At 67.1% G+C, this 4,350-nt stretch carries 5 protein-coding genes; all 5 read right to left on the bottom strand.

Annotated features, from left to right (window positions below):
* Positions 1 to 195: zinc-ribbon domain-containing protein (locus KBX53_RS24055; protein ID WP_210861784.1), on the bottom strand; the 195-nt coding region annotated here is incomplete at its 3' end.
* A 176-nt stretch (positions 196 to 371) separates the two neighbouring features.
* Positions 372 to 1,241, bottom strand: coding sequence for an SRPBCC family protein (locus tag KBX53_RS24050; protein WP_210861782.1), 870 nt, complete (start codon positions 1,239 to 1,241; stop codon positions 372 to 374).
* Positions 1,234 to 1,791, bottom strand: a complete 558-nt coding sequence (locus KBX53_RS24045) for a transcriptional regulator (protein WP_210861780.1) — start codon at positions 1,789 to 1,791, stop codon at positions 1,234 to 1,236. Before KBX53_RS24045 ends, KBX53_RS24050 begins: the two co-directional genes overlap by 8 nt.
* A gap of 160 nt (positions 1,792 to 1,951) precedes the next feature.
* On the bottom strand, positions 1,952 to 3,658 hold the full coding sequence (locus tag KBX53_RS24040; protein ID WP_210861777.1) for a DUF262 domain-containing protein: 1,707 nt from the start codon (positions 3,656 to 3,658) through the stop codon (positions 1,952 to 1,954).
* Positions 3,659 to 3,671: 13 nt separating this feature from the next.
* On the bottom strand, positions 3,672 to 4,350 hold a 679-nt coding region (locus tag KBX53_RS24035; RefSeq protein ID WP_210861775.1), incomplete at its 5' end, for a hypothetical protein.

Below are 4,350 nucleotides of genomic sequence, written 5' to 3'. Positions count from 1 at the left end.
CTCGTACTCCGCCCCGCAGAACGTGCACTGCTGCGCGTACCGGGTACGGATCGGAATGAGGGGGATGAAGAAGAGGGTGAATTTCGTCGAGCGGCGGGTGATCACCTGTGCGGCCTGGTTGCCGCAGTGGCGGCAGACCTGCTGCACGACACCGGACCGGTCGACCTTGGTACGCAGACCAAAGATGAAGAACATCGCCCGCCAGTACCCACTCGACAGCGAAAAGTCACCACATCCCGCCACCTGATCAGAACAACCACCGCCCCGGTACGCACAAGATCGTGCTCGATCCAGGATGTGGGGGCCTCCGGGGGGGTGAACGAGGCCACTACATCCCTGATCGAGCACGATCAAGGCGAGACGATCACACGTCAGCTGGTCGGGGCGGGCTCCAGGCCGGGGATCTCCTCGGAGATCCAGATCGGCTGCCAGTTCGGCACCTCGTGGAAGCGGCGCAGCTCGTACAGCCCGGCAACCGACCCGCTCCACGCCCCGTACGGCGGGTTGGCCTCGTCGAAGCCGCTCTGCACGAAGGTCAGCGTGGTCTTGCCACCGGATTCGGCCAGCTCCCAGTTCGTCACGCCGGTCGGTCCCCAGTCCACGGACATCCGCCGGCCGGGCTCCAGGTCGACGACCTTGGCCGCGTAGCCGGTCTCGAAGCCGCCCATGGCGTACCGGCCGCCGACCCAGGGCTCGATGCCGATCGGGTAGCCGAACCAGGCGCTGGCCTGCTCGGAGTCGGTCAGCGACTCCCACACCTTGTCGGCGGGGGCGGCGATGACCAGCTCACCCCGCAGGTCGGCGGAGGTGAAGTCGGTGCGGGGCAGCAGTGGCTTGCCCTCCAGGTGGGCGGCCAGGTTGGCGATGGCAAGCGCCCAGAATGTCTGGAGCACGCCCCGGATGCTGGAGCCGCTCATCGCCTCGGCGAAGTCGAAGTGGCTCTGGATCAGCGTCAGCACGGTGCTGTCGGCGCCCTCGGCGGCCAGCTGGAACTCGGTGGTGGTCTCCACCCCGTCGAGCAGCCAGCCGAAGCGCAACGTGTCGTCGTCGACGTGCAGCAACCGCTGGTGCGGGGCGTCGCCCTCGGGCGTGAAGCGGCCCCAGAACTCGTACCGCTGGGGCAGCTCGACCTCGGCGTGCTCAGCCAGCCAGAGACGCAGCTCGGCCGGGTCGGTGAGGGCCTGGCGGACCCGCCCGACGGGCGCGGAGAGGCGGGCCTGAACCTTCATCGGTTCACTCATTGTCGTTTCCTTTCGGGTAGCAGGCGACGGCCAGCTTGAAGGCGTCGCCTTCGCTGCCGCCGTAGCGGGTGAACAGGTCCTGAAGTGCGGTTTGCAGGTCGTGCATGAACTGCTGGCGCTGCTCGGGGGGCACCCGGATCTCGCCGGAGACTCCGATCGAGGGCAGCTCGGGCGCCGCCCGGTCCAGGCCGGCGATGTCGGCCTGGACCTCCTCCATCAGGTCGAGCAGGTAGCCGAGGCTCAGCTCGTCGCGGGCCCGGCGCAGGCCGATCCGGCCGACGAGCCGTGGGGAGAGCCAGTAGGACCGGGCGGCGGCCTGGTAGATGCCTTCGGTGATGCCACGGACCTTGCGTTCGTTGACCAGCTCGACGAGGCCGGCCGCGACGAGCTGCTTGACGTGGTAGTAGACGCGCTGTGGCGTCTGATCGAGTCGGGCCGCGACCTCCGTGCAGGTGCGCGGTTCGGCCAGTTGCCGCAGCACCTCGACGCGATGCGGCTTGAGCAGGACTTCGGCCTGCTCGATCTGCTCCAGGTACAGGACGTCTCTCATGGCAAAATCAGTTTGTACGTACAAAACTTCTTTGTCAATCGCTTCGCGAGAAGCCGCGCCGACTTTTTCCGGCGCGGCTTCAGGCGACGCTCAGCAGATGGTCAGGGCAACCAGTCCGGTCGCAACGGATAGATCCTAAGGTCTGTTGCCCCCGCTGCCACTACTCCGAATCGTCATCGGCGGCACCAGCCACCTGACCACCTACCTGCACGTCCAGATGATCGGCGAAGGCGCGGAGCCGTTGCTCCAGCAACTCGGTGCGATCCTCGATGAAAATCTGACCACCGTTGCCACCGTCGCAGAGCCGCCGCCATGCCTTGAGAGGGATGCCGTGACTCTCCAGGATTTGCTCGGTCTTCGAGGGGCCTACCAGCCGACGCAGCTCGGGGTTGCCGTCGAAGAGACCCGGCCCGACGGGCAGGTCGAGCCCTTTGAGCGCCGCCAGCACGCTGGTGTTCGGCGTGGTGGGGAAGATCAGCCGATTGGCAGGCCGGTTGTCCCGCGGCACCACGTGCCGGAAGATCTGGTTGTCCGCCGTCGAGAGCACGTTCGCCACCTCGAAGGGTTGGCCGAGCATGTCGAAGCGCCGAGGAAACTCCAACGACTCCCAGATGACGTACGCCTTCGTTCGCGCGCCGTTGAGGTTGAACGACGGCGGCATCGGTTGTACGTCAGCGACGTTCAGGGGTAGGTCGGCCTCACCAATCGCGAACTGCCGCATCTCGGCCAACGCCCGGCGCAGCACGGTCGAGGTCGCCCCGGCGAACGCACCCGACCAGGAGGTCACCCAGAACCAACGCCGTAGCCCGTCATACTGCCGGCCGCTCGGCTCCCGGCAGGTGTGGAAGAACATCGCCAGCAGGACCAGCTGGTGTGAATACGGCAGGAACCGGGCGTGCGGCATTCCGATTCCGTTACGCAGGAACTCCGCTGCCAGTCGCACCGCTCGGCCGGTGCGCGGCAGGTCGTCATGCAACCGGTTCTGGACGTAGTCGGCGACCAGACTCCAGCGCGGCGACATGATGTCCGACTCGCCGGCGATCGCCAGCAGCGAGCGGAAGACCGCGAGTCGGGGCAGCTCACCGAAGCCGCTATCGGCGATCGAGGTGACGATATCGTCGATCCGGCTCGCCAGCGACGGCTGCTCTTCGCGGTAGGTCAGCGCCGAGACCATCTGGTCCGGGTCCATCCGGGTGCCGGTGCGGTTGAGCCGGGCGTAGACGTTGACCGCCTGGTCAAGGCTCGCGCCCTGCAGGCGTACCACGGTGAGTTTATAGCTCTTGATTCGCTGCACCACCGCCTCGGCCTCGCGGATGAGCGAGTCGACCTGGTCGACGTCCCGGGTGGCGAGCTCGACCTCGCGGAAGTGCCCGAGGAAGTCCCGGGTGCGCATCACCGCCGCCAGCGGCAACAGGTGGGGCAACCAGCGACCCGAGCGATGGTGTCGATAGCGCTCCGAGCCCTGCCGTTCAGCGCGCAGGTCTCGGTAGACCTGCCAGACCCAATCTCTGTCGTCCTCGGCCGGGCCACGGCGCGGCGACCGGTTCAGCACACCGAAGAGGGTGGAGACCCGCTGGTGGCCGTCGAGCAGGTACGAGATCTGCTGCCCTGCGGGCGGCGGCGGGATCGGCAGGCCACCGATCCGCTCCAGCGAAGGGATCGGCAGTTCGGTCTGCCAGAGCAGCAGGCTGCCGATCGGGTAGCCGCGCTCGATGCTGTCGAAGAGCTCCAACATCTGCGCCGGCCGCCAGACGAAAGGCCGCTGGAACGCCGGCACCCGGATCGTCCCTTTCGCGATGTCGGTCAGCAGATCACCAACGAGCGCGATGGTCGGGTCCGGTCGAATCTCGGCCTGGTCGGTGCGCATGGGCGTCAGTGTCCTACAGAATCCGGCGAATCATGGCCAGCAGCTCCCGCAGGTCCGCCACGGCGACCGGGCCAAGCTCGTCGAAGTCTGCCTCGGTGAGACGCAGATCCGGCGGGATCAGCGGCTTGGGCATCGACCCGCCGAAGTGCTTTTTCACGTCCACATAGTGCCGGTCATCGTGGGGCATGCTTCGAAGGCTCGCCAGTTTGGCATCCCGCTCGGCTGGCGCTCGGTCGATGAAGGCTTCCTCCCACACCCGGCACGGCACGTAGTTTTCCAGCTCACGGCAGTGCCACAGGTGCACCTCGCTGCCCTCGCCAAGGGCGCGGATCTGCAGAGCGTAGGTGACATTCTTGGTCCGGTGGCCGGCTTTGCCGCGGTCGCTGTCCATCAGGGCAGCCACCCGGATCAGCACGGAGAACTCGCGGCGCCGCCGCTCGACGAACTGCAGCATCCGGTCCTTGCCGCCAGCGTGGCTGAGTCGCAGCCAGTGCGCATCAAGGGCCTCCACGATGGCTTGTTCGCCGAACGCCTCAGCGACGGCCAGCAGGAAGGACTCCTCGGTAATCTCGTCCTCGACGACCAGCACCGCCGGTCGGCTGAGGTCTTCCACCAGATCCTTGAGTCGGGCGGCGGTGACCACCGCCCTGGCGTCCTCCGCCGTCGACGGCTTAAACGCCTCGACCAACGCG

The sequence above is a fragment of the Micromonospora sp. M51 genome, from assembly GCF_018070305.1.
Taxonomy (GTDB): domain Bacteria; phylum Actinomycetota; class Actinomycetes; order Mycobacteriales; family Micromonosporaceae; genus Micromonospora; species Micromonospora parva.
This window is presented reverse-complemented; position numbering and strand designations above follow the sequence as displayed.

Coding starts and splice junctions, on each gene's coding strand:
- KBX53_RS24040 (WP_210861777.1), bottom strand. CDS start 3,658: ATGCGCACCGACCAGGCCGAGATTCGACCGGACCCGACCATCGCGCTC.
- KBX53_RS24050 (WP_210861782.1), bottom strand. CDS start 1,241: ATGAGTGAACCGATGAAGGTTCAGGCCCGCCTCTCCGCGCCCGTCGGG.
- KBX53_RS24045 (WP_210861780.1), bottom strand. CDS start 1,791: ATGAGAGACGTCCTGTACCTGGAGCAGATCGAGCAGGCCGAAGTCCTG.